The following is a 26,375-nucleotide window of genomic DNA, read 5'->3' as shown; positions in this document are numbered from 1 at the left end:
GACATGGCAAAGCTGATTCTCACGAACGAGGTCGCCGGGCTCGGAAGCGCCGGTGACGTCATCGAGGTCAAGAACGGGTACGCCCGTAACTACCTCATCCCCCAGGGCTTCGCTGTGGCCTGGACCCGCGGTGGCGAGAAGCAGGTGGCGTCCATCCGCGCCGCTCGCGACGCCCGCGCGATCCACGACCACGAAGAGGCCGTGGCCCTCAAGAACAACCTCGAGTCGAACAAGGTCAAGCTGTCGGTCAAGGCCGGCGCCGAAGGCCGACTGTTCGGTGCGGTCAAGCCCGCCGACGTGGCTGACGCCGTCAAGACCGCTGGTCTGGGCGACCTCGACAAGCGCAAGATCCACATCACCTCGCCGATCAAGGCCGTGGGCGAGCACGAGGCGACCATTCGCCTCCGTGACGACCTCACCGCCGTGATCACCCTGCAGGTGGTCGCCGCCAAGTAATCCCTGGCGCACCGTACGGATGCCGCGGACCTTCGGGTTCGCGGCATCCGTCGTTTCCGGGTGCGTGCCGGGTTCGTGGGTGCCGGGTTCGCATGTGCGTTGTGCCCGGATGCCAGGTTTGCGGGCCGACACTCCGAGAGCGGATGCCGAGCCCCGGGGTGTCGGTGCAGATTCCTTGCATCCCGGTGCGGTGACGTGTCCGTCGGTGGCGTGCGCCGCGGGCAGGCCGGAGCGGATGCCGCAGGCCGTGGCCCGCGGCATCCGCTGTTTCCGGATGTGCCCTGCTGGGATCAGACCGTCGCGCGACGGCGCAGTGCGATGAGGACGAGCCCCATCAGCGTCAGCGCCAGGGCGCCGAGGCCGAGAGCCACCGGAGTCTCACCGCCCGTCTTGGCGAGCATCAGCGGGCGAGCCGACGTTGCCGAGGCCGGCGTGCCGACCACAGCGGTGTCCGTCATGCTCGACGCGGTCGGAACCGCGGGGGCTCCGCCGTTGCCGTCCGTCCCGGGCGTGGTGCCGGGGTCGGTGCCGGGGTCCGTGCCGGGGTCGGTTCCCGGGTCGGTGCCGGGGTCGGTTCCCGGGTCGGTGCCGGGGTCGGTTCCCGGGTCCGTGCCCGGGTCGGTGCCCGGGCCTGCCGGGGTGACGACCTCAGTGGTCGAATCGCCGATCACCGAGATCGCGGTTCCGGTCAGCGAGATCGGGGCAGTGATCGGGAGCACCAGCTGGGTGCCGCCGAGGACGCTGTCCGAGCCGCTGGTCGACGCGCCGGGCGTGGTGCCCGTCGTGCCGCCGTTGCTGCCGGTGGTGGTGTCACTGGTGGCGTCTCCGATGACCGAGACGGCGGTGCCGGTGAGGTCGATCGGTGCGGTGACCGGTGCGAGCACCTGGGTGCCGCCGAGGATGCTGTCCGAGCCGCTGGTCGACGCGCCGGGCGTGGTGCCCGTGGTGCCGCCGTTGCCGCCGGTGGTGGTGGTGTCGGTGGTGGCGTCTCCGATGACCGAGACGGCGGTGCCGCTGAGGTCGATCGGTGCGGTGACCGGGGCGAGCACCTGGGTGCCGCCGAGGATGCCGTCGGTGCCGTCGGTCGACGCGTCAGCCGATGAGCCACCGGTGCCGACCGTGCTGCCACCGGTGGTGGTGTCGGTGGTGGCGTCTCCGATGACCGAGACGGCGGTGCCGGTCAGGTCGATCGGTGCCGTCACGGGTGCGACGACCTGGGTGCCGCCGAGGACGCTGTCCGAGCCGCCGGTCGACGCGTCAGCCGATGAGCCACCGGTGCCGACCGTGCTGCCACCGGTGGTGGTGTCGGTGGTGGCGTCTCCGATGACCGAGACGGCGGTGCCGGTCAGGTCGATCGGTGCCGTCACGGGTGCGACGACCTGGGTGCCGCCGAGGACGCTGTCCGAGCCGCCGGTCGACGCGTCAGCCGATGAGCCACCGGTGCCGACCGTGTTGCCACCGGTGGTGGTGTCGGTGGTGGCGTCGCCGATGACCGAGACGGCGGTGCCGCTCAGGTCGATCGGTGCGGTGACCGGGGCGAGCACCTGGGTGCCGCCGAGGATGCCGTCGGTGCCGTCGGTGGTCGCCTCGGGCGCGGTGCCCGTCGCGCCGCCGTTGCCGCCGGTGGTGGTGGTGTCGGTGGTGGCGTCTCCGACGACCGAGACGGCGGTGCCGCTGACCTCGATGGGCGCCGACACCGGAGCGACGACCTGCGTGCCCGAAGCGACGCCATCCGACCCGTTCGTTTCGGCCGCAGGAGCCGGAGCGGCCTCGGCCGGTGCGGGAGCCGACTCAGCGGTTGCGCTGCCGCTGTCCGTCGACGACGTGCTGTCGCCCACGACGGAGACCGAGGTGCCCTCGACGGTTACGGGCACGGACACGCTGATGAGCGCCTGCGATCCCGAGCCGACGCCGTCCGAGCCGCTCGTCGAGCCGCTGGGTGCCGGTGCAGACTCGGGGGCGCTCGACCCGGACGTCGAGCTGTCGGCGTCACCGACGACGGCGACGGATGTCCCGCTGACCGTGATCGGAGCCTCGACGGAGACGATGCCTTGGGTGCCCGAGAGCAGCCCGTCCTCTCCCGTGGTGTCGGCCGCGTGGGCGACCGAGGCGCCGAGGATCGTGATCCCCCCGGCGACGAGCGTGCCCCAGATGGCACGCGAGACGATGGTGTTCATGAGTGTTCTCTCCTTGAGAATGACGAATGGATGGCGCTGAGCGCCGATGGTCGTGCCGCTCGAGCGCGGCCGGCCGTTCGTCAGTCAGGAGAGACGTCGGTGGGGTAGACGGGCGAGATGGGGCCCGTCGAGTTCATGAGGCGTCCGCGACGGCTGGGCAGCAGGAACGCCGCTCCGGCGACCGCGAACAGGGCCGCGGCGACGCCGCCCGAGGCAGCGCCGGCGCCTGCCGAGGCAGAACCGGGAACGCTGGTGGGAAGGTCGCCGGCCGCCGGGACGCCGAGGGAGAGCACGTGGTCCGCCACGGCGGTCGCTCTATCGCCTGCGGCCGCGAAGAACTCGGCCGCAGGCGCGAGGGCGCGTGCCGACGCCGCCGTGGCCCCGAGCACGCCGAACGGGCCATCGCTCGCGCTCGACACCGCCGCTGTCCCGAGGATGTCGAGCACGGCAGCCGAGAGCGCGTCCAGCGGCGAGCCGGTGGCGGTTCCGGGGGCGGTCGTCTCGACCGGAAGCAGGGGAATCGTCGGCAACGAGCCGCCGGGAACGACGGCATCCGTGATCGGGACGATGACAGGAGATAGTGCGTCGGTGACGGGCGTCAGCGCGTCGGTCACGGGAACGAGCCCCGACACCACAGGAGCGAGGGCGCCGTCGATCATGCCGAGCACGGGGGCGAGGGGTGCGCCGACCCCGTCGGTCACGGGCGACAGCGAGCCGAGCACGGGCGCGACAGCATCCGTCACGGGGGCCGCGGTATCCGACACCGCCGCGACGACGGGAGCTGCGGCCTCTGCGACCGGTTCGACGACAGCCGCGACCGGCTGTGCGGCAGGGGCGACGACATTCTCCACGACCGGTTCGACCACATCCCGAACGACGGGTTCGACGACCGGCGCGACGGCGGGAGGGGCCGACTGCACCACGGGGGCGACAGCCTGCACGACGGGGTCTGCGACGCGGGCCACGGGCTGGACCACGGAGTCGAGCACCGGAGCGACGACGTCTTCGACGGCACGGTCGACCGGATCGGTGACGGCCGAGACGATGCCCTGGAGGGGACCCGACTCCTCATCGGCGGCGTAACTCGCGGGCGCGAGCGCGAGGGAGAGCGCCGTCCAGGCGAAGGCGAGACCGACTCCGGTGCCGAAGATCGGCACCCAGCGAGGCGTGCGGCGGTGCTGGGCCATGACGAGCGATCACCTCCCCCCAGAGCGTCGACATCGTTCGCACGGGAGACCCCGTGCCGTCGGGTACTGCTTGGCGAAGAAAGATACTCCTGTCTCGGACGGCTGTCTAGGGCTCCCCTGAGTTCGTCATGAGCAGGCACTGAGGATGGCGCGCCGGGGGCTCGGAGCCGACTTGACAAGGCGGGCGTTTTACACAAGTGAGTCCCCAGATGAACAACCTTCAAGTGAGACTTCAACCACAATCTTCATCCACAGGTTGGGGAAACTAAAACACCTGATCAGGCGGCGGTTAGTCGTCGAGTTTCCACGTATCCCCGGGCGTTTTCCACAGGACTTCTTCACAACCGTCGCGGCGTTTCCCGCATCCTCTCCACAGAGTTATCCACAGGCGGGTTTGCGGGTGTCGGACGCCCTCCATACCGTGTACTCCGGCTGGGTCACAGGCCAGGATGCGGGGGTGCGGATGTCGATCGCGGACATCTCTGACGACAGGCTCGGCGGACGGCGCGAACCCGATCGCACCCCGCCGCACGACATGCTCGCCGAGCAGAGCACGCTCGGCGGAATGCTGCTGTCGAAGGATGCCGTCGCCGACGTCATCGAGACGCTCCGGGGCACCGACTTCTACGTGCCCAAGCACGAGCTCATCTACGAGGCGCTGCTCTCGCTGTACTCGCACGGCGAGCCGACCGATGTCGTGGCCGTCACCGACGAGCTCATCAAGAACGGCGAGCTGCAGCGTGCCGGCGGCGCCGACTATCTGCACACGCTGACCTCCATCGTCCCGACCGCCGCGAACGCCGGCTACTACGCGACGATCGTCAACGAGCGCGCCCTGCTGCGCCGCCTCGTCGAGGCCGGAACCCGCATCGTCCAGATGGGCTACAACGGCCAGGGTGACGCGGTCGATCTCGTCAACAACGCCCAGGCCGAGATCTACTCGGTCACCGGTGCCGAGAAGGCCGAGGACTACGTTCCCCTCGAGGTCGCCGTCACCGCCGCCATCGACGACATCGAGGCCGCGCGTGGACGCGACGGCCAGATGACCGGCATCCCGACCGGCTTCTCCGGGCTCGACCAGCTGACCAACGGCCTGCACCCCGGTCAGATGATCGTCGTCGCGGCACGACCCGCCATGGGTAAGTCGACGCTCGCGCTCGACTTCGCCCGCGCTGCAGCGATCAAGAACAACGCACCGACCATCTTCTTCTCGCTCGAGATGGGGCGCAGCGAGATCGCGATGCGCCTCATGAGTGCCGAAGGTGCCGTGCCGCTGCAGTCGATGCGAAAGGGAACCCTCGACTCGCGCGACTGGACCACCGTCGCCGCGACGCGTGGCCGCATCAACGACGCTCCGCTCTACATCGACGACAGCCCCAATATGACGCTCGTCGAGATCCGCGCGAAGTGCCGCCGCCTCAAGCAGCGCGTGGGCCTCAAGATGGTCGTGATCGACTACCTGCAGCTGATGACGAGCGGTAAGCGCGTCGAGTCGCGTCAGCAAGAGGTCTCGGAGTTCTCGCGTGCGCTCAAGCTGCTCGCGAAGGAGCTGCAGGTTCCCGTCATCGCGCTGTCGCAGCTGAACCGTGGTGCCGAGCAGCGTGCCGACAAGAAGCCGGCGATCAGCGACCTGCGTGAGTCGGGCTCGATCGAGCAGGACGCCGACATCGTCATCCTGCTGCACCGAGAGGCGGCTTACGAGAAGGACAGCCCTCGCGCCGGCGAGGCCGATCTGATCGTCGCGAAGCACCGTAACGGTCCGACCGACACCGTGACGGTGGCGTTCCAGGGCCACTTCTCGCGCTTCACCGACATGGCCGTGGGGATGGACTGAGCGGCCGAATGCGGGCCGCGCACGATGGCGTCCGGTGGCGCGAGCGCAGTCGGCTGATTCGGATGCTGCGCCTGTGGCGCACGCGCAATCCGACCACGTTCCGCGAGAAGGTTCGCTACAAGATGCTGCGCGACCACCGCAGCCTCATCGTCACCTTCGCGGACAAGGCCGCCGTCCGCGACCACGTCGCCGCGGTCATCGGCGCACAGTACCTGCCCCGTGCCTATGCGATCGTCGATGACCCGCGAAGCCTGCTGAACCTCGACTGGCCCGACGCCTACGTCGTGAAGCCGACGCACGGGAGCGGCGCGGCGATCGTCGTGTCGGCCGCCGCCTCTGCGGATGCCCGGCTTCCGGAGGCGCGCTGGGGCTGGGTCTATCGGCACGTGCGGCCGGAACAGGCGAACCCGCACGACCTCGCGGCGATTGCCGCGGGCTGGCTCACCAAGCTCTACGGGCAGGGCCCGAATCGCGAGTGGGTCTACGGGCAGGTGCCGCGCCGCATCATCGTCGAGGAGTTCCTGGTCGGCGCCGACGGCGGCATCCCGGACGACTACAAGTTCTTCGTCTTCCATGGGCGATGCCACTTCATCCAGGTCGACGGCGGACGCTTCGGCGGTCGCACGCAGGACTTCTTCCGACCCGACTGGAGCCGCATCCCGATGAGCGGCGGGCCGCCCTGGGCTGATCCCGAGCGCCCGCGGCCCGCGCATCTCGACGAGATGATCAGCATCGCCGAGCGCCTCGGCGAGGGCACCGACTTCGTGCGCGTCGATCTGTACGACGTCGACGGTCGCGTCGTCTTCGGCGAGCTCACGAGCTTTCCCGCCGGCGGCGACAGCCCGTTCGAACCGGAGTCGTACAACACCGAGTTCGGCCGCCCCTGGACGGTGCCGCGGCGCTACCGCTGACGCTGTCGCCTCACCCGTGCGCCGGATGCCGGCGCCTCCACGTTCAGCCGTACGGCGGAGGCGCGACGAACCGCGCCTGCATAGCGTCGTATCCATGAGCACCGCCACCGCGAACCAGCCCACCGACCGTGCGACGCGAGAGGCGTCTTGCCTGCAGATGGCGAGGATCTGGCTGCCGGTCGGATCGGCCATCGCGCTGCTGGCACTCATCGCCTGGGCCGTCGTGGCGGGGGCGGGCGGGTCGCCCGCGGGAGTCGTCGCGTCGACGTCTGGTGCCGTGGCCGTTGCGGTCGCGTGGAGCACGGGCATCGTCGGCATCACCGCGCGCCTGCGTCAGCTCGACGCCGCTACTGGCGCGCCGCGCTCGTGACGAGACGTGCGTCCACGCGCGGGTCTGGTGTCAAGCCGCTACGGGTTTCGGGATGCCGCGATCTAACGTTCGCGGAATGAGCAAGACCGATACTCCCGTGCCCACTCGCCTCCGGCGAGGAATCGGCGGACCGCTGCTGTTCGCCTTCATCCTCGGTGACGTTCTGGGCGCGGGTGTCTACGCGCTCATGGGGGTTCTGGCCGAGCGCGTGGGCGGGATGCTGTGGGCACCCTTGCTCGCCGCTCTCGTGCTGGCGCTGCTCACCGCCGGGTCGTACGCCGAGCTCGTGACGAAGTACCCCCGGGCCGGCGGTGCGGCCGTCTTCGCGGAGCGCGCGTTCAAGAACAGGCTCGTGTCGTTTCTCGTCGGCTTCTGCATGCTGGCCGCGGGCGTCGTGAGCGCAGCGGGGCTGTCGATCGCCTTCGCCGGTCAGTACCTGCAGACGTTCGTCGAGGTTCCCGTGGTGCCGGTAGCGATCGTGTTCCTCGCCGTGCTCGCGGCGCTCAATGCCCGCGGCATCCGGGAATCGATGGGTGCGAACTTCGTGATGACCGCCATCGAGGTCTCGGGGCTGGTGATCGTCGTGGTCGTGGTCGGCTTCCTCCTCGCCGGCGGAGGCGGGGATGTGTCGCGCGTCACGCAGGTTCCCGAGGGCACCGGTGTCGCGTCGGCCGTGCTCGCCGGAGCGATCATCGCGTACTACTCATTCGTGGGCTTCGAGACGTCGGCGAACATGATCGAGGAGGTCAAGGAACCCTCGAGGATGTACCCGCGCGCGCTGTTCGCCGCTCTCGGTGCAGCCGGGCTGGTCTACGTGCTGGTCGGCCTCGCGAGCAGCATCGCGCTGCCGCCCGAAGAGCTGTCGAGCTCGAGCGGACCGCTGCTCGCGGTGGTCGAGGCGAGCGGTGTCGCCATCCCCTCGTGGCTGTTCAGCCTCATCGCGCTCATCGCCGTCGCCAACGGCGCGCTGCTGACGATGATCATGGCGAGCCGCCTCACGTACGGCATGGCAGAGCAGGGGCTGCTGCCGCGCGCTCTGTCGCGCGTGCTGCCCGGGCGGCAGACGCCGTGGGTGGCGATCCTCGCCACCACGCTCGTCGCGATGCTGCTGACGCTCGTGGGCGACCTGGCGCTGCTCGCCGAGACGGTCGTCCTGCTGCTGCTCTTCGTCTTCCTGAGCGCGAACATCTCGGTGCTCGTGCTGCGCCGCGACCGCGTCGATCACGATCACTTCCGCGTGTGGACGTTCGTTCCCGTGCTCGGCGTCGCGTCGTGTCTGCTGCTGCTCAGCCAGCAGACCCTGCGGGTGTGGATCTTCGGCGCCATCCTCATCGTGGTCGGCGTGGGACTCTACTTCGTGGCCCGTTGGGCGCGTAGTCGCGGGGAGAGGGCACAGATAGCATCGCGGTGATGTCCTGCACGAGCTCGCGGTCGTAGGGGAGGCCTCGGATGACGAGACGGACCGGTAGCGTGACGGTCGCGGTGGCGATCGTCATCACGGCGGCGGTCAGCGGCTGCGCGCCTGCGGCGCCGCCACCGACGACGGCCGACGTACGCGAACGCGCACATCAACTGGTGGACGACTTCATCGAGACGATTCCCGAGGAGGCGATCCTCGATGAGGTGGTCACGGCGGACCGCCCCTTCTACTTCCAGACGGAAGACACCGCGTCGGGCGTGATGCCGGATGCTGCGCGGTACACGTACTACGTGCGCTTGCTTCTCGACCCTGCGGCGTACCCGGATGATGCCGCACTCAAGTCCGAGTTCAGCCGATACGTCGAAAGCACGGATTTCGGCGACCTCCGCTGGGACGCGCCGTTGAAGAACGACTTCACCGTGAGATTCACATCCGCCGGAGACGGCCGGGAGCCCTGGGTCTTCGGTGTCGACGGCCTCGACAATTCGCAAGAAGCCCAGCCCGGTGAGACTTACGCTCTCGTGACCGCGTTCTCGCCACCTGCGCTGTGGGATCAAGCGACGTGGGACGCCTCGGTGCGCGTGCCGCAGGTGTGGCCGAACGGTGACCTCCCCGAGGGCGCGACGCGCATCGAAGAGTACGGACGCTCCGACTGACTGCGATTGTTTCGTGCCGCTTTCAACGTCGCCGAGCTTCCCGGCCTCGTCTTCACCGGAGGGCTTCTGGTCACCTCGGCTGCCGTCGGCATCCCGTTCATCGTCGCCGCCGCCGAGCACCGCGGTGAGCAGCGTAACGACGTGGGCGTCGCCGACTGATTCAAGCCTGGGCGGTACGCAGGTTAACTCGATGCCCGCCAACCGATGAACCGTTCCGGGGATGCCGGGTGCGAACCTACTTCTGCGTCAGCTGGCGGAGCGCGGCCTCGACCTCAGCCGCAGCGTCGGCGCCGATTCGAGCGACCCAGCGGTCTCGGATCGTCTCGAAGGCCGCGGCGCCGAGTTCCATCATCCACCTCGAGGTGTTTGCGGCGCGCGTCGCCGGGGTCGGGGAGCCGCTCCACGTACCCCAGCTGTTCGAGGGTCGTGATCGTTTTCGCGGCAGCCTGCTTCGAGACGCCGACGGCGCGCCCCAGGGCTGAGGCGTCTCGCGCGCCTGCCTCGATAGCGACCAGGGCGAACTCGAGCGTCGCCGTCACTCCCGGATGGCCCGCGCGCGAAAGCTCCGATACGACCTCGTCGACCGGCTGATCAGGGGCGGTTCGACGTCAGCACGAAGATCGTCGCCCCCAGGAGAACGACAGCGCCGAATGCGAGGGTCGCCCATACGGCCGCCGACCGCGCGCGGGATGGACGTCGACCGCGAAGGCCCACCAGCGCGGCAGTGACCGAAAGGCCGGCCCAACCCGCGAGGCCCGCAATCCCCATCGTGACGCCAACCGCTCGTTCGAGATCGTCGGAGTCGGAGAACTCCCGAAGCAGAAAGCCGCCGTCCCAGTACAGGCCCGACAGCCCGAGCATGAGGAGGCCGAACAGGCCCGCCACGGTCGCAGCCAGGGTGAGGAGGAGGCTTCCCGCGATGCGCACGACCTCATCTTCCACGGCCGCAACCGAGGAGATCTGTGTTTCGGAGGGCTGAATCCCTGTGCGTCGCCTCCTGACAGCAGATCTCCTCCGCTGTCAGCCGGCTCAGGCGGGATGCCGCTTGAGCAGCTTGCTCGCGACGATCATCGCGCCGCCGAGGACGGCGGGGATGCCGCCGCCCGGGTGCACCGACGCACCGACCCGCCAGAGCCAGGGCGCGCGGAGGTCGTGCTGCGCGGGCTGGTGCAGCGGGCCGCTCATCCACAGGGGTCGCGACGCCCCGTAGAGCGCGCCGTGGGGTTCGCCGAACGAGCCGAAGTAGCGCGGGTCGAGCACGGTCGTCTCGGTCAGCCCGTCGGTGAGGAGTCCGTCGAGGCCCATCACGCGTGAGATGCGTTCGATCTCGCGCGTCACGAACGGGTGGTCGAGCGAGTAGCCCTGGCCGTCGGCGGGGCTGGTGAGCAGAACCGCGAGCGTGCTGCGCCCGTTCGGGTAGATCTCGCCGGCCCGGTAGTGGTTGACGAACGCCATCGTGTCGGCGGGCTCGTCGCCCGCGGCGAGGCTGCGGTGCAGGGCAGCGGGCTTCGTGGGCAGGATGACGCTGTGCGCCGCGGTCCGCTCGGGAAGGGGCTTCTCGAGCACACCGTAGATCGCGACCGCCGAGCATGACAGCTGCGGCGAACCGGGAGCGAGGCGCCGTCGCCCGAGCAGCTCGTCGAGCCGTGACGCGTCGAGACCGCTCACGACGACATCCGCCTCGTGCACACCGCGCTCGGTCGTGACCCGGCCGCGGTCGATGCGCGTGACGCGCTCGCCGGTGCGGATCTCGACGCCCGCGGCATCCGCCAGCCGCCGCAGCGCGATGACGATCTCGAACACCCCGCCTCGGGGCACCCACACCCCGTCGGCGGCCATGACGGCGGGCATGCTCGCGTACAACGCCGGGGTGCGGGAGGGGGAGACGCCGGCGTTGAGGGTGTGGATCGCGATGATCTCGCGCAGTCCCTCGGGCATCCAGGTGAGGCTGTCGAGGTAGGCGCGGGTGCTGAGGCGCCGACCGTACACGGCGAGCAACCGCTGCAGCGCGGGCAGCGACGCGCGATCGAGCGGGTCGGCGACGAGCAGTGCGGCGACGTCGCTCGCGAGGGGCGCATGCTCGTCGCTGAAGCGCTTCCACGCCGGGTACCAGGGGTGCCCTTCCGGCACGGGCAGCGACACCTCTTCACCCCGGTAGTAGTAGCGGCCCACCTCATCCAGACGGACGAGGTCGAGCTCACCGGCACCCGTGCCCGTTCGCGGCCCGGCGCCCAACCGGCGCAGCAGCTCGTCCCAGACGGACGGGAACGTGACGAGCGATGGGCCCGTGTCGATGCGCTCGCCGTCGAGTTCGATGCGTCGGCTCTTGCCGCCGACCGTCTCGGCCGCTTCGAGCAGCGTCACGCGGTGACCGGCGTGGGCGAGCAGGGCGGATGCTGCGAGCCCGCCGAGGCCCGCCCCGACGACGACGATGCGGCTCATGGATAGACCCCCAGGAACATGGCTGCGAGCAGCAGCCCGCTGGCGACCGAGCCCGCGATGTACGGGAACGCGATCGACAGCGGGTAGAGCCTGCGGCCGGTGGCGGGTGTCGGGCGCACCAGTAGCCAGACGACGAGGATCCCGGCGAGGGCGAGGTTGACGAGCGCGACGGGCAGGCTGACGAGCGCGAAGAGCACGGCCGAGACCAGCCACCACGCCCCGCTCCACAGGGCCGTCCCACGCGGGCCGAGCAGGACGGCGGTCGTGGTGATGCCGGCCTCGCGGTCTTCGTCGATGTCCTGCACGGCGTCGTAGGCGTGCTTCGCGACGCTCCAGGCCAGCAGTCCGACGACGGCGGGCCAGACCGGCGGTGCCTCGAGAGCGACCGGCATGATCAGCAACGGCAGGCCGTATGCGGCGTTGCTCAGCGAGTCGAGGAACGGTCGCGCCTTGAACCGCAGCGGCGGAGCAGAGTAGAAGACGAACACGCCCGCGTAGAGCAGAATCAGACCGACCGCCGCGATGGGCAGCGCGATGACGAAGTAGACGAGGAACGGGACGTTGGTGATGGCCACTGCCCATGCGATCAGCTTCACCTCGCGGGGCTCGATTCGCGCACCCTCGATCGACCCCTTGCGCGGGTTCAGCGCATCCGTGTCCTGATCGAAGATGTCGTTCACGCCATAGATCAGCAGGTTGAACGGCAGCGTCAGCCAGATCAGCAGCGGAATCGCGGCGACGTCGATGAGCTGACCGGTCAGCCACATGCCGAGCGCGCCCGTGCCGATCGTGTTGATCCACAGAACGGGCCGCGAGATGTGGACGAGGCGCGCGAGCGTCGCTGCCCGACCGCTGGCGGGTCGGCTCTCGGAGTCTGTCGGGGTCACGCACGGTCCGTCCGGTTGGTCAGAGCCGCAAGAGCGAGAGCCCCGAGAGCACCGACGCACGCCGCGACGATGAGCGACGGCACGACGAGATCCGCGGCGGTGAGCGCCATGACGAAGACCCCGATGCCGTAATCCGCCATCTCGGCCGGATACGGCGCGAGCACGCGAGTCCCTGCGGCGGCCGAGACGGCGGTGAAGAACGCGGGCCCGATCCAGAGGGCGGCCAGGCTCACGAGGGCGGCCGCGACGCATCCGGCCGTGCGGAACCCGCACCACGCGATCACGACGCCGACGAGGACGGCCGGCACCCACCGAAGCAGCAAGAGAACAGTCGAGGTGACCGGGTCGCTTCCGAGCGAGAGCACGCCCTGCAGGGGGAGCCCGATCCACCCGGGCGCTGTGAGCGCCGCGAGCGACAGGGCGACCGCCGCGCCCGGCCGGCCCGCTCGTGCAACGAGAAGCAGTACGAGCACGCTCATGAGAAGTGAGACGAGCATGACCGCGATCACCGCCGCGGCGTACACGACGCGTCGGCTGGAGTCCTCGAGCATCGTCACCGTCACGACCGACGACTGCGCGATCGCGATCGCCTGAATCGCAACCACCCCGAGCGTCAGGAACCGGGTTCCGCCCCGGGCGCGGCGGTGTCGCAGGATGCGCCCCGCAAGGCCGGCGACGGCGCCGCCGACGACGAGCAGCGAGACGATCGCGGTGAGGAAGTACTGGCTGAACGGCAGCAGCGAGAACGGCGTCGACAGATCGGCCTGGTCGGCGGCGAGGTTCTGCAGGGGAAGCCGTGCGCCGGTGATCAGCCACGGGAGCAGACCGACGGCGGCACTCCCGGCCCCGATGAGGAGCCAGGCGATGCCCGAGAGAGGTCGGCGCCCGATGCTGGTCATCCGCGCAGACTATCGATTGTCGCGAGGAACACCGCGGTGCGCGGCTTCGAGCTGGTCTCCCAGGACGATCACGAGGTTTCGGAGCACGGTGTCAGCCTACGGACGGCCTCGGGTGCGGCCTATCGCTTGTGCGTGGGGCGGGGCTGCGCTAGCAGTTCGCCGAGGAAGCGCGCGATCTCACCGGGTCCGGATGCGTGAGCCGAGGCCTCGACATCGGGGTTGTAGTTCGTGTTGGTGTTGAGGTCGTAGGTGACGAGTCGCCCGTCGATCGTCTCGACGAACTCGATCCCGGCGATGCGGATGTCGACGGCGCGGAGGAAGTCGCGGTGCTGCACGACCAGGGGGTGGTCGGCGGTGATCTCGTCGCGCAAGGCGAAGGGCGGATAGGCCGGGATGCCGCCGGCGCCCGCGGCGGGGTCGACGACGCACGCATCGGCGGGGCAGAGCTCGAAGCTCCCCGCGCTCGTGTCGACCCGCACGGCGTAGACGAACTCGCCGCCGACGTATTCGGCGCGTGTGACGAACGGTTCGCGCGCGAACAGGAACTCCTGGATGAGCGTGATGCCGTCGGGGGATGCCTCGAACTCGGGGCTATCGACCCAGGCGTCGAACTCGTCGTGGGAGTCCCAGCGGCGGACGCCGAGACCCTTGCCGCCCTGGTTGTGCTTGCTGATGAACGGCACCGGGAACTCGCGTGCGCGCTCCTTCAGGTCGTCGGTGCCGAAGACGGCGACGGTGCGGGGCACGTCGATGCCGCTCGCGCGCAAGGCGGCATGCTGTGCCACCTTGCTGACCTCGAACTCGAGGACGTGGCTGCCGCCGATCACCGTGCGGCCCCACGACTCGAGCCACCGCAGCACCGCGCGGCCGTACTCCTTCGACTGCGCGTGATCGCGCGTGTGGGCCGATGCCGACAGCCGCGACCAGAAGACCCCCTGCGGCGGCTCGGCCGACAGATCGATGGATCCGTCGGTGAGCAGCCACTGCTCGGCGGGCACGTCCTCGGCGGCGAACGCGGCGGCGAAGGGCGCCCACCACTCCGGGTTCTCGTGGATCACGTACACCTTCGGCGAAGTCGACATCCCGCCAGGCTAAGACGATCACCACGTGTGTGCGAGCCTGGAACGCACCGGAGGTGATGCTCTCATGAGTAGGAGTCGGACGATTCTGGCCACGTGCGGCGGGTGGAGCCCCGCACAGTGGGGTGATGTCGAGTTCAGTCCGTTGCAGCGGTACGCCCTGGATCTGACGGGTGTCACCGGGCGTCGCCCGCGTGTCGCGTTCGTGAACACGGCGGCCGGAGACCAGCGCGTCGATGAGGGCCGTGAGCTGGCGGCCGCGCAGCAGCTGGGTGTGGACGCCGTCCACATCCGGCTGTTCGGGCGGAACCAGCCCGACCTCCGTGAGGCCGTGCTGGCGAGCGATCTCGTCTGGGTCGCCGGTGGCAGCGTCGCGAACCTGCTCGCCGTGTGGCGGGTGCACGGGCTGCCCGAGGCGCTCGCTGAAGCGGCGGATCAGGGGACCGTTCTGGCGGGGACGTCGGCCGGCGCGATCTGCTGGCACGTCGGCGGCCCCACCACGACGTTCGGTCCGGTCGCCGTGATCGACGATGCGCTCGGTTTCGTCGACCGGTCCGTCGGGGTGCACTACGACTCGCAGCCCGACCGGCGCCCGGCGCTCCAACGCGCGATCGCGGACGGGACGTTGCCGAACGGGTTCGGCCTCGACGAGGGCGCCGCTGTGCTCTACGTCGACGGCGAGCCGGTCGAGATGCTCACCGAGTCGGCCGACGGCGCGGTGTGGGCCGTCGAGCGTGATGGCGACGGTGTCGCCGAGACTCGCTGCGAGACGCGCCTTCTCGCCTAGTCCGGCTCAGCCGGCAGCCAGCCGGCGCCGGTGAGCACCTCGAGCGCGACCGCGGCGACGGATCGGCCGTCCGTGGCGATGCGGCGAATCCCGGCCCCGGCTTGATCGAGGCGCCGGGCAGCGGCTTCGCTGCGGCGAACGTGCTCGTCGAGCGCGGTCCCGATCTCGCGACGGGCGAGCCGCCGGGCGGCGGTCTCGTCGGAGGATGTCAGGAGGACCGCGGCGCAGCGCACGTTGCCGCCCAGCGCGGCGCTGAGTGCCGGGATCTCGAGCACGCTCACGGTGTTGGTGAAGATCACGCGTGAATATCCAGCTGCCCGGTAGTTTGCCCACATGGCTGCGAGGTTCTGCTCGGCCAGGTCGAGTGCGCTCCGCCAGGGTTGCGGGTACGCCTGGTCGAGATTGTCTCCCTCGATCACGGCGTGCCGGATGTCGGCACGTGCCAGGATCCGCGACGCCTCGGCGGCGACGGAAGACTTGCCGACGCCGGATCGTCCGCCGATGAAGATCACGTCCGTGGGGATATCGAGGCGCATGGGCCCATCCTGTCGTGTCCGAGTCAATACCGGTGCTCGCGGAGACACGGACGCGCAGACTGGGCGTATGCCCCGAGCTGCCGCGACCCCGCCGCCGAAGACCTGCGCGTCGTGCGGGCGCGAGATGCAGTGGCGCGCGAAGTGGGCGGGGAACTGGGACGAGGTCCGCTACTGCTCGGATGCCTGCCGCCGTCGCGGCATCCGTCCTGTCGACGCGCAGCTCAGCGAGAAGATCCTGGAGCTGCTGAGCGCTCGTGCCGCGGGGGCGACGATCTGTCCCTCCGAGGCCGCGCGCGCCGTCGGCGGCGAGGAGTGGCGCGACCTGATGGAGCCCGCGCGTCGTGCCGCGCGGCGGCTCGTCGCCGACGGCGAGGTCGAGATCACGCAGCGCGGTACCGTCGTGGACCCGTCGACCGCCAAGGGTCCGATCCGCATCCGTCGCGCCCGCTGACGCCGCCGCTCCGTTAGGCGCCCGCCCGCGCCGCCCACACATCGAGCGCCCCGTCCCGGGCGGCTTCGGCCGCTCCGGCGACGGCCCCGACCACGACGACGTCGGCGCCGAGATCGGATGCCACGAGCTCGGGCGCCGGCAGGTCGAGGTCGGTGGGGAGGAAACGGCGCGCAGCGGTGACGACTTCCTCGACGCCCGCGGAGATGCCACCCGAGACGACGACGCGCTGCGGGTCGAACATGCTGCCGAGCACGCTGACGATGCGGGCGAGCGTCATTCCGACCCGTTCGGCGATGCGGAGGGCGTCGGCATCGCCGCGGGCGGCGAGCTCGAGCACGGCACGGGCATCGAGATCGGCGCCCGCGAGGGCGGCGAGAGGGCTCTCCGGCGAGAGCTCGCCGCTCGCCGCGGCGTCCGTCGCCCACTGGACGGCACGCGTGCCGAGCCCCTCCGCGTTCCCGACCCCATCGACGTGATCGAAGGCGACCATCTCGCCGACGCCGCCGTGTCGTCCCCGCAGCAGGTTGCCGTCGACGACGACGCCCGCCCCGAGGCGCGTCCCCGCGAGCAGGGCGACGAAGTCGCGGCATCCGGCCGCGGCGCCGACGGAGCCTTCGGCGACGGCGGCCAGCGACGCGTCATTGTCGACTCGCACGATCGGCGCCCACGAGAGCTCGTCGACGAGGCCGGGGTTCATGCGCGCCCAGAACCCGCGGGGGTGCTCAGGCGAGCGCCCGTCGCCGTCGACGGGTGCCGGCACGCCGACGCATACGGCGAGTACATCGCCACGCGTTCGCCCGGCGGCGTCGAGTGCCGCGTCGATGACGGCGATGATCCGCCGGGCGCGGGTCGCGGCATCGTCGCCGTCGAGCACGAGGGTCGCGCGCTGGGTGGAGAGGCTGCGCGAGCGGAGGTCTGTCACGGTCGCGGTGAGGTGCACGTGCCCGGCATCCACCCCGACCAGGACGGCAGCATCGTCGCGGAGCGCGAACCGGCGGGCGGGCCGGCCCTTGCGGTAGTCGCCCGCGAGGCGTGCGTTGGGGAGCTCTCGCAGCAGCCCGAGCTCGACGAGCGCGTCGAGAGCGTCGATCGTCGTGGAGCGGGTCAGCCCGGTCGCGGCGATGACGTCGGTCGCGGTGAACTCCGCCGAGGTCCAGGCGAAGGCGAGGATCGCGTCGTGGCTCGCGGGGCGCGCGGCCACCGTCGTCATCGTCGTCGACATGTGTGTTGACCTCTCTGATCCGGCCCTGCCATACTGCCGTTCAGCAATTGATTTGGCGAGTAAATTTACTCGGCGATGATTCGAGCCGCAATGAGGCGATCGGAGGACCCAGGTGACGGAGCCGGTGTGGAACAGGGCGAGGCGAGCGAGGCGCATCGTCGCGTCGGCGGCGGTGGCCGCGCTCGCCGCGACGCTGCTCGTGGGGTGCTCGGCGGACGGGCGGGAGACGATCCGCTTCACCTTCAGCAAGCGCGAGGCGCTGACGTTCATGCAGGACGTGGTCTCGCAGTACAACGCCTCGCAAGACCGCGTGCGCGTCGAGATGGACACGTCGGGTGTGGATGTCGTCTCCGCGAGCTTCGTCCGCGGCAACCCGCCCGACATCATGCTGGCCAACTACAACTACGAGGTCGCCCGATTCGTCCAGCGATGCGCGCTGACCGATCTCGCCGGCACCGACGCCGCCGCGAGTACCCGCGAGGACCTGCAGCCGCTCATGGACCAGTACGGCACGTGCCCCGGACGCACGAGCGCTTTGCCCTACTCGGTCATGGCGTCGTCGGTCATCTACAACACCGCGATCTTCGACGAACTCGGCCTCGAGGTCCCGACGACGTGGAGCGAGCTCATCGCCGTGTGCGACGCGCTGCAGGCGGCCGGGGTCACCCCGTTCTACGCGACTTTCAAGGATGACTGGACCATCGGTCAGGGCTGGTACGACTACGCCGTGGGCGGCTCGGTCGACGTCCTCGACTTCTTCGACCGGCTTGCGACGGAGGGCGCGGACGTCGGTCCCGAGTCCTCCACATCGTTCGAGAAGGACTTCGCCGAGCCCGCAGAACGGATGCTGCAGCTGGCCGGCGCCTACGTCAACCGCGACGCCGCGAGCCGCGGCTACGGCGACGGCAACCTGGCGTTCGCGCAGGGCGAGGCGGCGATGTACCTGCAGGGCCCGTGGGCGTTCAGCGAGATCGCCAAGACCGCCCCCGACCTCGAGCTCGGTACGTTCCCGCTGCCGATGACCGACGACCCGGCCGACCGCGCGGTGCGGGTGAACATGGACCTCGCGGCGATGATCCCCGAGGGGTCGCGTCATCAGGACGCCGCCCGCGACTTCCTCGAGTATCTCTTCCGACCCGAGATCATCGAGGCCTACAACGCCTCGCAGCTCGGCTTCAGCCCGACGACGGATGCCGCACCGCCCGACGATCCGCGCATCGCGGGGATGCAGGAGTTCTACGACGCCGGGCGCGTCTACCAGGGTCCCTCGGTGCTGGTGCCGAAGACCATCCCGGTCTTCGGGTATGCGCAGGCGATGGTCTTCGGCGACAGCCCGGCATCCGTCCTCCGCACGATGGACACCGACTGGGCGCGACTGGCCTTCCGCCAGCCCGCGCTGACGAACGAGGCGGAGGGCGCGCGATGACCGCGACGACGAGTTCCACGACGACGATCCTCACCGGCGGCGACCGCCGCGCCCGCCGGAGCCACCGCCGGGTCGAGCCGATCTACTACCTGTTCCTGCTGCCCAGCCTGGTGCTGTTCACGCTCGCGATCACGGTGCCCGGTCTCATCGGCATCTTCTTCAGCTTCACCGACTCGATCGGTATCGGCGAGTGGCGCTTCATCGGGCTGACGAACTACATCGCCCTCTTCAGCGACCCGGCGATCCTGCAGAGCTACCTGTTCACCGCCGGCTTCGCGATCGCAACGGTCATCGTCGTGAACGTCATCGCGTTCCTGCTGGCCGTCGGTCTGACCGCGCGCATCCGATTCAAGACGGGCCTGCGCACGATCTTCGTCATCCCGATGGTGATCTCGGGCATCATCATCGCCTACGTCTTCAACTTCCTCTTCTCGAACTCGCTTCCCGCCGCGGGCACGTCGCTCGGGCTTCCCTGGCTCGAGACGAGCCTCCTGGCCAACCCCGACCTCGCGTGGGTGGCGATCGTCATCGTGACGGCGTGGCAGGCGATTCCCGGCACGCTCCTCATCTACATCGCCGGGCTGCTGTCGGTTCCGGGCGACGTCTACGAGGCGGCAGATCTCGATGGTGCCTCGAAGACGCAGCAGCTGCTGCGCATCACGGTGCCGCTCGTCGCGGGGTACGTCGTCATCAACGTCATCCTCGGATTCAAGGGCTTCCTCAACGCCTACGACATCATCGTGGGCCTGACCAACGGCGGGCCCGGAACGGCGACCCGCAGCGTCGCGATGACGATCATCGCGGGCTTCAACGGCGGCGACTACGCCTACCAGATGGCGAACGCGACCATCTTCTTCATCGTCGCCGTGCTCATCTCGTTGCTCCAGCTCTCGCTCACGCGCGGAAGGAACTCGTTCTGATGTCCACCTCTCAGCCCGCGCTCGCTTTCGAGCAGGCGGATGCCGTCACCGTCGACGCCCGCCGTCGCGCCCGTCCGACCCGCGCGGCACGCACCGGGAAGGGCGAGCGGGTCAATTGGTCGGCGACGGTCATCCTGATCCTCTGCGCCGTCACGGTGCTGCTGCCGCTGTACGTCACCATCTCGATGGCGTTCAAGACGACCGGTCAGGCCGTCGACGGCAACGCGTTCTCGCTGCCGGCGCCCTTCAGCATCGACGGGTTCGTGCAGGCGTGGAACCTGACGCGATTCCCGGTCGGGGCGGCGATCTCGTTCTTCGTCACCGCCGGCACCGTCGTCGCGACCATCATCCTCGCCGCTTTCGCGTCATACGCGATCGTCCGCAACTGGGACCGCCGGCTGTTCCGCTACTCGTTCTTCTACCTGCTGGCGGCGATGTTCATCCCGTTCCCCGTGGTGGCGCTGCCGCAGATCCAGCTGACCGGTCGACTCGGCCTCGACAATCCGGTCGGCGTCGTGCTGCTGGCGACGATGTTCCAGCTCAGCTTCAGTGTGCTGCTGTTCACCGCGTTCCTGCGCTCGATCCCCATCGAGCTCGAGGAGAGCGCGCGCATCGACGGCGCGTCGACCTGGCAGACCTTCTGGAAGCTGATCTTCCCGTTGCTCGCGCCCATGAGCGCGACGGTCGGTATCTTCGCCTTCCTCTACGCCTGGAACGACTTCATGCTGCCGTCGCTGATCATCTCGGACCCCGCCATGCAGACCCTGCCGGTGCGGCAGAACCTGTTCCAGACCCAGTTCAGCAACAACTACAACGTCTCCTTCGCCTCGTACCTCATGGCGATGGCGCCCGCGATCCTGGCGTACCTGTTCACGCAGCGCTGGGTCATGGAGGGCGTCACCCAGGGTGCGGTCAAGGGCTGACCATGCCGATCCCACGAAAGGACACATCTCTGTGACAACCTCGCTCGACCTCGCTGCCGACGCCGACACCGCCCTCCATGATGAGCCCGCCCCATGGTGGCGGCAGGGGGTGGTCTATCAGATCTATCCCCGGAGCTTCTCCGACGCCAACGGCGACGGGCTGGGCGACCTCCCAGGCATCACGGCGCGCGTCGACTACCTGGCGGAGCTCGGGGTGGATGCCGTGTGGCTCAGCCCGTTCTATCCCTCCGAGCTCGCCGACGGCGGTTACGACGTCGCGGACTACCGCGACGTCGACCCGCGGCTCGGGACCCTCGACGACTTCGACGCGATGCTCGCGGCACTGCACCAGCGCGGCATCCATGTGGTCGTCGACATCGTGCCCAATCACACCTCGGACCAGCACGTCTGGTTCCAGGAAGCGCTCGCCGCGGGCCGGGGGTCCGCAGCCCGCGAGCGCTACATCTTCCGCGAGGGCACGGGACCGGAGGGCGCCGAGCCGCCGACGGACTGGCTGTCGGTGTTCGGGGGATCGGCGTGGGAACGCGTCGCGGACGGGCAGTGGTACCTGCACAACTTCGCTCGCGAACAGCCCGATCTGAACTGGGACCACCCCGAGGTGCGGGCCGACTTCGTCGAGACGCTCCGGTTCTGGTCGGATCGCGGTGTCGACGGGTTCCGCATCGACGTGGCGCACATGCTCACGAAGGATCTCACCGAACCGCTTCCCTCGCGGGCCGAGCTCGACCGCATCCCGCGCGACGGCAATCATCCGTTGATCGACCGGGATGACGTCCACGAGGTGTACGCCGAGTGGCGTGCGGTCTTCGACTCGTACGATCCGCCCCGCACCGCGGTCGCGGAGGCATGGGTCGACCCGACCCGCATCCACCTGTACGCGCGCCCGGAGAGCCTCGGCCAGGCCTTCAACTTCGATCTGCTCGAAGCCGACTTCGACGCCGCGGCCTTCCGCCGGATCATTACGGACAACCTCGCTCTCGCCCGTCAGTCGGGTTCATCGAGCACCTGGGTGCTCTCGAACCACGACGTCGTCCGGCACGCGACGAGGTACGGGCTGAAGACGCCGACGGCGGAGACGAGTATGCCCTCGCGGCACGGCGGGCAGTGGCTCATCGACGGCGGCGACGAGGCGGGCCTCGACCGCGGTCGGGGGTTGCGCCGCGCGACGGCCGCCACGATGTTCATCCTCGGCCTGCCGGGATCGACCTACATCTACCAGGGTGAGGAACTCGGGCTGCACGAGGTCGCCGACATCGCGGCATCCGATCGCCAGGACCCGACCTTCTTCCGTACCGGGGGCGCGGAGATCGGACGCGACGGATGTCGTGTCCCGTTGCCCTGGTCGGCGGAGGAGCCCGCGTTCGGGTTCGGCGACGGAGGCTCGCACCTCCCGCAGCCGGCGTGGTTCGCCGAGCACGCGGTCGCGACTCTCGACGGCGCGCCCACGTCGACGCTCAACCTCTACCGGGAGGCATTGCGGCTGCGGCGTCTCTTCCAGACCGGGGAGGATCTGCGATGGGTCGACACCGATCGCGACGACGTCCTGCACTTCGTTCGCCCGAACGGTTGGCAGGTGGTGACCGTCTTCGGCGAAGAGCCCTACGCGCTGTCCGAGGGTGAAGTCGCACTGTCGACCCGCCCGGTCGCGGAGGGGTCGCTGCCGGGTGAGGCGACGGCTTGGCTCGCCCCGGCGCGGTGAGGCACCCGGTCGAAGTCGGATTCGCGGATGCGGGCGTGGATGCCGCAGACGATGTCCACGACCTGTGAGATGTCGAAGTCGGTCGCCGCGCTCATGTAGGCGTATGCGAGGTGCTCGTCCATGCCCCACCGGGCCGCGATGACGTCGAGCGCCGCGCGCACGCACTTGCGCATCGCCTCGTTCAGGTCGGGGTCGAGCCCCATGGGAACGAGGAACTCGTCGGTGCGGGCGAGGGGGCCGGTGATCTCGCCGAACTCCGCGAGGGCCTCGGCGCGCGCGACGACCTCGAATCGCAGCGTCGCCCGCAGCGAGGCCTCCAGTGCGGTGAGCGCGACTTCGCCGTCGCCCTGCGCGAAGTGCGGGTCGCCGACGTAGGCCAGGGCGCCGGGCACCTGCACCGGAAGGTAGAGCGCTGCCCCCTCGGTCAGCAGTTTCACATCGAGGTTGCCGCCGTGGTCGCCGGGCGGCACCGAATGGGGGCGCTCGTCTCCGGCGACGGCCACGCCCATCGTTCCGAGGAACGGCGCGAGAGGGAACTCGACGACACGGTGGCCGTCGTCGGTCAGCGGCATCGTGCCGACGAGGCCGCCGGGACGTTCCTCGACCGGGGTGAAGACGCTGACGGGATGCGGGCCGCGCGGGAGCACGCCGACGAGCGCGCCTTTGCCGTGCCGGTTGGAGATGACGCCGTAGGGCACGCGCGGGACGAGGCGCTCGACGGTGATCTTCAGCAGGTCGCCGGGCTGGGCGCCCTCGATGTGGATCGGGCCCGTGACGACGTGCGGTCCGTCGTGAGCGGGGTCGCGGGAGAGCGACGCCGCGATCGCGACCGCGTCGTCGAGGACTGCCTCCGGCGGGACGCCGTGACGCCCGAAGTATGCGAGGGGATCCTTCCCCTGGTCCTCGAGGATCCCCTCGTGGCTGACGGTGTCGATCGTGACGGTCGTGCCCGAGGCGATCGTGAGCACCGGCGCGTCGGTGGCGCACGGCAGTCGCCCCCACAGGACGGTGTCGGGACCGGCGGGGAGGTAGCGGTCGCCGGGGAGGTCGCCCTCGCCGGGCTGCAGCACGCTCACGCGACGACCGCTTCTCGCCGGGTCGGCGTGAACAGCCGGAGATGCCCGAGCACGACGACGGCGAGCGTGAGCAGTGCGGCCAGCAGGAGAGGGACCCCCGGGGTGAGGGGCAGCAGGACGGTTCCGATCAGTGCGCCCAGGAAGAGGACGAGGATGGCGGCGACGCGGCGGTTCCAGATCCCGCGCAGGCCATCGTCGACGAATGATTCGCTCGCGAGGGACGTGAGGGTCGAGGTGACCACGACGGTCGTCATGTCGGCGACGGCGAGGCTGCGGGCGACGGCAGCCTGCGCGCCCATCGCGGCGGCGGTGAGCGTGGACGCCGTGAGGACCACCGCCTCGGAGTCGACGGCTCCGGGGATCAGGAACGTCACGCCCAGGCCCGCGAGAACGATCGCCCCCGCGGCGAGCAGGCCCGTCACCGCGCCGCCCCATTCCTTGCGTCGTGTTCGCAGGAACAGCCCTGCCGCGAAGGCGGCGGCGGTGAACGCCGCGAGGGCGATCGCCGGACCGAGAACCGGGAGGTCGTCGCCGCCGGCGACCGCCATGCCGAGGATGACGATGTTGCCGGTCATGTTGCCCACGAAGACGCGGTCGAGGGCGAGATAGCCGACGGCGTCGACCACGCCGGTCACGAAGGTCAGAAGCATGAGCGCGATGAGGGCGGTCCGGCGTTGTGCCGGGGCCACGGCGCGACGCGCGAGGCGTGTGGTCGAGGGATTGCGTCGCACGTTCGGCCTTCCGTTGCGGCCCGGGGCGGGCCGGTTCGAGATGACAGTAGCGGATGCCGAGCAGATTGGTCCTACCGAATAGCCGAGCTCACGCGTCTTCGGCGGCATCCGCCTCGGATGATCCGGCGCGTTCGATCAGATGCCGGATCTCGGCCAGATGGATGCGCATGGCGTACTCGGCGGCGTCGGGGTCGCCCGCGACGAGCGCCGCCAGGATGCGTGCGTGGCCGTCGTGCGACAGGCGTCGCCCGTCGGCATCGAGGTGGGAGTAGAGGCGGGCTGCGACCGTCCACGAGGCCGTGAGCTCGCCGAGGGCCGCCAGCAGCGGGTTGCCGGTCGCCTGTGCGACGGCGGAGTGGAACGCGATGTCGAGGGCCGCCGATCCTTCGGCGTCGTTCTCGCCGCCGGACTCGAGCAGCTCGCGGAGGGCATCGAGCTGGACCCGGTCGACGCGGGCAGCCGCGAGGCGGACGAGCTGGGGCTCGATGACGGCACGGAACTCCGCCGCGTTGCGGAACTCGGCCGAGACCTCGTTCATCCGTCCGGCCAGCGTCGCCGAGAGCGGAACCCTCTGAGCGATGCGGTTGGCGCTGCCCTGCCGCCGCTCGATCAGCCCGAGCCCGGCGAGGCGCGTCAGGGCCTCGCGGAGGGCGTTGCGCGAGACGCCGAGGGTCTGCGCGAGCACGCGCTCGGGGGGCAGGGGTGCTCCCGGGCTGAGCTCGCCGGTCACGATGAGGCGCTCGAGGTGTCGTGAGATGTCGTCGGCGATCAGCGCGTGCGTGCGGGGGAGGGGGCCGAGGCTCGCTCCGGCGGTGTCGGTCACGGCGGATCCTCCTCATCTGGCGGGCCGGCCCAGTCTGTCACGGTCGCGGCCTCGTCATCCGACGTTCCGATCATGTAAACGAGTCGTTACGGTCCTACCAATTCTCCGCATCGGCGGCCGCCGTCGACCTAGCGTCGATCTCACCGCCGCCCGGCGGGAAGGCCTCGAGAGGGACGGACGACCGTGAAGAGAGCATTGAAGAGCCCCGCGCTGCAGATCGGACTGGCGGCGTTGCTGGGTATCGCGTTCGGACTCGTCCTGGGCGACGCGGCGGCGGGCATCGCGTTCGTCGGCGACATCTTCATCCGCCTCATCCAGATGTCGATCGTGCCGCTCGTGATGTCGTCGATCATCTTCGCGATCGGGTCCCTCCGCGGATCGGGTATGGGCCGCCTCGCCACGCGGACCTTCGCCTGGATGCTCGCCTTCGCGGCCGTCGCCGCCGTGGTGGCCTGGATCATCGGCTCGGTGCTGCAACCGGGCGCGGGGGTCGACTTCTCGGGGGCGGTCGATCCGTCCCTCGAGGATGCCGCCGGCGAGGCCCTGGGCTGGCAGGACACGATCGTCGGTTTCGTGTCGACGAACATCTTCGACGCCATGTCCGGCGCCGCGATGGTTCCGATCATCGTCTTCTCGCTGCTGTTCGGCGCCGCGTTGAACGTCTACGTGACGGCCAGCGGCAACCGGCTCGTGCTCGACTTCTTCGATCAGATCCAGCAGGTCGTCCTGACGATGATCCGGTTCGTGATGCTGATCGCACCGATCGGCGTCTTCTGCCTTCTGGCCGACCTCGCCGGAACGGTCGGTTTCGGGGTCGTGATCGGCGGGCTCGGGTATCTGGGCTCGACCCTGCTCGGCGTGCTCGTCCTGCTCATCCTCTTCGTCGCCGTGGTGTGGGCGCGGACGCGCGTCAACATCGCGTTGCTCCCGGCCAAACTCGCGCAGCAGACCCTGATCGCCGTGACCACGACGAGCTCGGCGGTGACATACCCGACCGTGCTCAAGACGGCGATCGAGAAGATCGGCGTCGACCGCACCGTGGCCAACTTCACCCTCTCCGTGGGGTTGACGATGGGGTCGTACGGCGCCGTGCTGAACTACGTGATCGTCGTGATGTTCCTCGCGCAGTCCGGCGGCGTCAACCTCGATACGGGCACCCTCCTGCTCGGAATGGGTCTGGCGATTCTCCTCAACATGGGCACGATCACCGTGCCGGGCGGCTTCCCCGTCGTCGCCACCTTCCTCGCCACCTCGCTCGGACTGCCGTTCGAGGGGGTCGGGCTCCTGATCGCGGTCGACTGGTTCGCGGGCGTGCTGCGCACCTTCCTCAACGTCAACGGCGACACGTTCATCGCCATGCTCGTCGCGGACGACCGGAAGGAGCTGGACCGCGACGTGTACGAGGGGAGGGCTCGCGCCCTGGCCGTCTGAGGCCTGGCACC

The 26,375-nt window shown here is 69.8% G+C and carries 26 protein-coding genes and 1 pseudogene; 14 read left to right on the top strand and 13 right to left on the bottom strand.

Translation table 11 applies throughout. The features are described from left to right. Positions 1 to 3: 3 nt before the first annotated feature. Positions 4 to 456, top strand: a complete 453-nt coding sequence (gene rplI, locus CI089_RS06480; protein ID WP_023953547.1) for a 50S ribosomal protein L9 — start codon at positions 4 to 6, stop codon at positions 454 to 456. A 290-nt stretch (positions 457 to 746) separates the two neighbouring features. On the opposite strand, the gene CI089_RS06475 is transcribed toward rplI, so the two are convergent. Further along, the gene (locus tag CI089_RS06475; protein WP_094260748.1) at positions 747 to 2,633 is read right to left on the bottom strand and encodes a chaplin family protein; all 1,887 of its coding nucleotides are present in this window, start codon (positions 2,631 to 2,633) and stop codon (positions 747 to 749) included. A gap of 80 nt (positions 2,634 to 2,713) precedes the next feature. Continuing rightward, positions 2,714 to 3,820 carry a hypothetical protein gene (locus CI089_RS06470; RefSeq protein ID WP_094260747.1) on the bottom strand — a complete coding sequence of 369 codons (1,107 nt, stop codon included), beginning with the start codon at positions 3,818 to 3,820 and terminating at the stop codon, positions 2,714 to 2,716. A gap of 463 nt (positions 3,821 to 4,283) precedes the next feature. Between CI089_RS06470 and dnaB the strand changes: the two genes are divergently transcribed. The 6 genes from dnaB (at position 4,284) to CI089_RS16415 (ending at position 9,170) form a co-directional block, all read left to right on the top strand. After that, positions 4,284 to 5,654 carry a replicative DNA helicase gene (gene dnaB, locus CI089_RS06465; RefSeq protein WP_094260746.1) on the top strand — a complete coding sequence of 457 codons (1,371 nt, stop codon included), beginning with the start codon at positions 4,284 to 4,286 and terminating at the stop codon, positions 5,652 to 5,654. A gap of 62 nt (positions 5,655 to 5,716) precedes the next feature. After that, complete coding sequence (locus CI089_RS06460) at positions 5,717 to 6,565, top strand: ATP-grasp fold amidoligase family protein (RefSeq protein ID WP_094261273.1); 849 nt, start codon at positions 5,717 to 5,719, stop codon at positions 6,563 to 6,565. A gap of 94 nt (positions 6,566 to 6,659) precedes the next feature. After that, on the top strand, positions 6,660 to 6,935 hold the full coding sequence (locus CI089_RS06455; RefSeq protein ID WP_094260745.1) for a hypothetical protein: 276 nt from the start codon (positions 6,660 to 6,662) through the stop codon (positions 6,933 to 6,935). Positions 6,936 to 7,011: 76 nt separating this feature from the next. After that, complete coding sequence (locus CI089_RS06450; protein WP_094260744.1) at positions 7,012 to 8,346, top strand: APC family permease; 1,335 nt, start codon at positions 7,012 to 7,014, stop codon at positions 8,344 to 8,346. A 38-nt stretch (positions 8,347 to 8,384) separates the two neighbouring features. After that, positions 8,385 to 9,011 carry a hypothetical protein gene (locus CI089_RS06445; protein WP_143738930.1) on the top strand — a complete coding sequence of 209 codons (627 nt, stop codon included), beginning with the start codon at positions 8,385 to 8,387 and terminating at the stop codon, positions 9,009 to 9,011. A 6-nt stretch (positions 9,012 to 9,017) separates the two neighbouring features. Beyond that, the gene (locus CI089_RS16415) at positions 9,018 to 9,170 is read left to right on the top strand and encodes a hypothetical protein (protein ID WP_179223250.1); all 153 of its coding nucleotides are present in this window, start codon (positions 9,018 to 9,020) and stop codon (positions 9,168 to 9,170) included. 221 nt (positions 9,171 to 9,391) lie between these two features. On the opposite strand, the pseudogene CI089_RS16755 reads toward CI089_RS16415, so the two are convergent. From CI089_RS16755 to CI089_RS06415, 6 genes and pseudogenes are all read right to left on the bottom strand, one after another. Then, positions 9,392 to 9,550, bottom strand: a pseudogene (locus CI089_RS16755) (MarR family transcriptional regulator); the annotation flags it as partial. Between the two features lie 52 nt (positions 9,551 to 9,602). Then, the gene (locus CI089_RS06435) at positions 9,603 to 9,953 is read right to left on the bottom strand and encodes a hypothetical protein (RefSeq protein ID WP_256977568.1); all 351 of its coding nucleotides are present in this window, start codon (positions 9,951 to 9,953) and stop codon (positions 9,603 to 9,605) included. Positions 9,954 to 10,040: 87 nt separating this feature from the next. Beyond that, positions 10,041 to 11,453, bottom strand: coding sequence for a phytoene desaturase family protein (locus CI089_RS06430; protein ID WP_094260742.1), 1,413 nt, complete (start codon positions 11,451 to 11,453; stop codon positions 10,041 to 10,043). Next, positions 11,450 to 12,340 carry a UbiA family prenyltransferase gene (locus CI089_RS06425; protein WP_094260741.1) on the bottom strand — a complete coding sequence of 297 codons (891 nt, stop codon included), beginning with the start codon at positions 12,338 to 12,340 and terminating at the stop codon, positions 11,450 to 11,452. Before CI089_RS06425 ends, CI089_RS06430 begins: the two co-directional genes overlap by 4 nt. After that, a complete protein-coding gene (locus tag CI089_RS06420) occupies positions 12,337 to 13,239 on the bottom strand; it encodes a hypothetical protein (protein WP_094260740.1) in 903 nt (300 codons plus the stop codon). Before CI089_RS06420 ends, CI089_RS06425 begins: the two co-directional genes overlap by 4 nt. A gap of 119 nt (positions 13,240 to 13,358) precedes the next feature. After that, positions 13,359 to 14,321: an ATP-grasp domain-containing protein gene (locus tag CI089_RS06415; protein ID WP_094260739.1), complete on the bottom strand. Its 963-nt coding sequence runs from the start codon at positions 14,319 to 14,321 to the stop codon at positions 13,359 to 13,361. A 64-nt stretch (positions 14,322 to 14,385) separates the two neighbouring features. On the opposite strand from CI089_RS06415, the gene CI089_RS06410 reads away from it, so the two are divergent. Next, entirely contained in the window at positions 14,386 to 15,105 is a 720-nt protein-coding gene (locus CI089_RS06410; protein ID WP_094260738.1) for a peptidase E, read from the top strand. On the opposite strand, the gene CI089_RS06405 is transcribed toward CI089_RS06410, so the two are convergent. Then, the gene (locus tag CI089_RS06405) at positions 15,102 to 15,641 is read right to left on the bottom strand and encodes an AAA family ATPase (protein ID WP_094260737.1); all 540 of its coding nucleotides are present in this window, start codon (positions 15,639 to 15,641) and stop codon (positions 15,102 to 15,104) included. The two genes, CI089_RS06410 and CI089_RS06405, sit on opposite strands and share 4 nt — an antisense overlap. A 67-nt stretch (positions 15,642 to 15,708) precedes the next feature. Between CI089_RS06405 and CI089_RS06400 the strand changes: the two genes are divergently transcribed. Further along, positions 15,709 to 16,092, top strand: a complete 384-nt coding sequence (locus CI089_RS06400) for a DUF2256 and DUF3253 domain-containing protein (protein ID WP_094260736.1) — start codon at positions 15,709 to 15,711, stop codon at positions 16,090 to 16,092. A 13-nt stretch (positions 16,093 to 16,105) separates the two neighbouring features. Here CI089_RS06400 and CI089_RS06395 read toward each other — a convergent pair whose 3' ends face one another. After that, entirely contained in the window at positions 16,106 to 17,314 is a 1,209-nt protein-coding gene (locus CI089_RS06395; protein ID WP_094260735.1) for an ROK family protein, read from the bottom strand. 172 nt (positions 17,315 to 17,486) lie between these two features. Here CI089_RS06395 and CI089_RS06390 point away from each other — a divergent pair, with 172 nt between their 5' ends. Genes CI089_RS06390 through CI089_RS06375 form a run of 4 tightly spaced genes read left to right on the top strand, consistent with a single transcriptional unit; the run spans position 17,487 to position 22,303 of the window. Continuing rightward, complete coding sequence (locus tag CI089_RS06390) at positions 17,487 to 18,740, top strand: ABC transporter substrate-binding protein (protein ID WP_256977566.1); 1,254 nt, start codon at positions 17,487 to 17,489, stop codon at positions 18,738 to 18,740. Next, positions 18,737 to 19,660: a carbohydrate ABC transporter permease gene (locus tag CI089_RS06385; protein ID WP_179223249.1), complete on the top strand. Its 924-nt coding sequence runs from the start codon at positions 18,737 to 18,739 to the stop codon at positions 19,658 to 19,660. The genes CI089_RS06390 and CI089_RS06385 overlap by 4 nt, the downstream gene beginning before the upstream one ends. Further along, on the top strand, positions 19,660 to 20,583 hold the full coding sequence (locus CI089_RS06380; protein WP_094260734.1) for a carbohydrate ABC transporter permease: 924 nt from the start codon (positions 19,660 to 19,662) through the stop codon (positions 20,581 to 20,583). The genes CI089_RS06385 and CI089_RS06380 overlap by 1 nt, the downstream gene beginning before the upstream one ends. A 31-nt stretch (positions 20,584 to 20,614) precedes the next feature. Then, the gene (locus CI089_RS06375) at positions 20,615 to 22,303 is read left to right on the top strand and encodes a glycoside hydrolase family 13 protein (RefSeq protein WP_256977565.1); all 1,689 of its coding nucleotides are present in this window, start codon (positions 20,615 to 20,617) and stop codon (positions 22,301 to 22,303) included. Here the strand turns inward: CI089_RS06375 and CI089_RS06370 are convergent. The 3 genes from CI089_RS06370 to CI089_RS06365 all read right to left on the bottom strand — a co-directional run bounded on the left by CI089_RS06370 (position 22,204) and on the right by CI089_RS06365 (position 24,933). Continuing rightward, the gene (locus CI089_RS06370; RefSeq protein ID WP_256977564.1) at positions 22,204 to 23,379 is read right to left on the bottom strand and encodes an acetamidase/formamidase family protein; all 1,176 of its coding nucleotides are present in this window, start codon (positions 23,377 to 23,379) and stop codon (positions 22,204 to 22,206) included. The two genes, CI089_RS06375 and CI089_RS06370, sit on opposite strands and share 100 nt — an antisense overlap. Beyond that, the gene (locus CI089_RS16585) at positions 23,376 to 24,068 is read right to left on the bottom strand and encodes a DUF1275 family protein (RefSeq protein ID WP_256977563.1); all 693 of its coding nucleotides are present in this window, start codon (positions 24,066 to 24,068) and stop codon (positions 23,376 to 23,378) included. The genes CI089_RS06370 and CI089_RS16585 overlap by 4 nt, the downstream gene beginning before the upstream one ends. Positions 24,069 to 24,198: 130 nt before the next feature. Beyond that, positions 24,199 to 24,933 carry a FadR/GntR family transcriptional regulator gene (locus tag CI089_RS06365; RefSeq protein ID WP_094260732.1) on the bottom strand — a complete coding sequence of 245 codons (735 nt, stop codon included), beginning with the start codon at positions 24,931 to 24,933 and terminating at the stop codon, positions 24,199 to 24,201. Positions 24,934 to 25,116: 183 nt separating this feature from the next. On the opposite strand from CI089_RS06365, the gene CI089_RS06360 reads away from it, so the two are divergent. Beyond that, the gene (locus CI089_RS06360) at positions 25,117 to 26,364 is read left to right on the top strand and encodes a dicarboxylate/amino acid:cation symporter (protein WP_218823019.1); all 1,248 of its coding nucleotides are present in this window, start codon (positions 25,117 to 25,119) and stop codon (positions 26,362 to 26,364) included. Positions 26,365 to 26,375 lie beyond the last annotated feature (11 nt).

The sequence above is a fragment of the Microbacterium sp. Yaish 1 genome (assembly GCF_002245215.1).
GTDB lineage: Bacteria > Actinomycetota > Actinomycetes > Actinomycetales > Microbacteriaceae > Microbacterium.
This window is presented reverse-complemented; position numbering and strand designations above follow the sequence as displayed.